Consider the following 608-nt stretch of genomic DNA (forward strand, 5'->3'; position numbering starts at 1 on the left):
GTCCGCGAGGTCCTGGAGGCCGTGGGCCTGCCGCACGCCGGCCGACGTCGGATCAAGGGGCTCTCGCTGGGCATGCGCCAGCGCGTCGGGCTGGCCGCCGCCCTGCTGGGCGAGCCCCGCCTGCTCGTGCTGGACGAGCCCCTCAACGGCCTGGACACGGACGCGATCCTCGCGCTGCGCTCCCTGCTGACCGACTACGCGGCCCGCGGCAACACCGTGCTGCTGTCCTCGCACCTGATGGCCGAGCTGGCGCGGGTGGTGGACCACGTGGTGATGATCCGCGGCGGCCGCCTCGTGGCCGCGGGCCCGCTGTCCGACTTCGAGTCCTCGGGCCGCACCCTCGAGGACGCCTACCTGCACCTCGTCCACGGCTGACCGCCGTCCGAACCCCCGCACCCGCCCTTCCCGCACCCCCGCGCCCCCGCGCCCTGCGCCCCTGACCCTGGAGACCCCCATGCAGACCGTCCTCGCCCCCTCGTCCCTGCCCGCCCCCGCCCCGCAGACCCTGCGCCACGTGCTCCGCGCCGAGGCCGGCCGCGCCGCCGGCCCGGGCGGGATGGTCGTGCCGTCCGTCGCCGCCGCGGCGCTCGGCACCGTCGCCGGCCTCG

1 protein-coding gene is annotated in these 608 nt (G+C 77.8%); it reads left to right on the forward strand.

Features of this window, described 5'->3' with window-relative positions; genetic code table 11:
* Positions 1-375: ATP-binding cassette domain-containing protein (locus NWP10_RS12245; RefSeq protein ID WP_258301085.1), on the forward strand; the 375-nt coding region annotated here is incomplete at its 5' end.
* Between the last annotated feature and the right edge of the window lie 233 nt (positions 376-608).

It is taken from the genome of Micrococcus sp. HG099 (genome assembly GCF_024723355.1).
Taxonomy (GTDB): domain Bacteria; phylum Actinomycetota; class Actinomycetes; order Actinomycetales; family Micrococcaceae; genus Micrococcus; species Micrococcus endophyticus.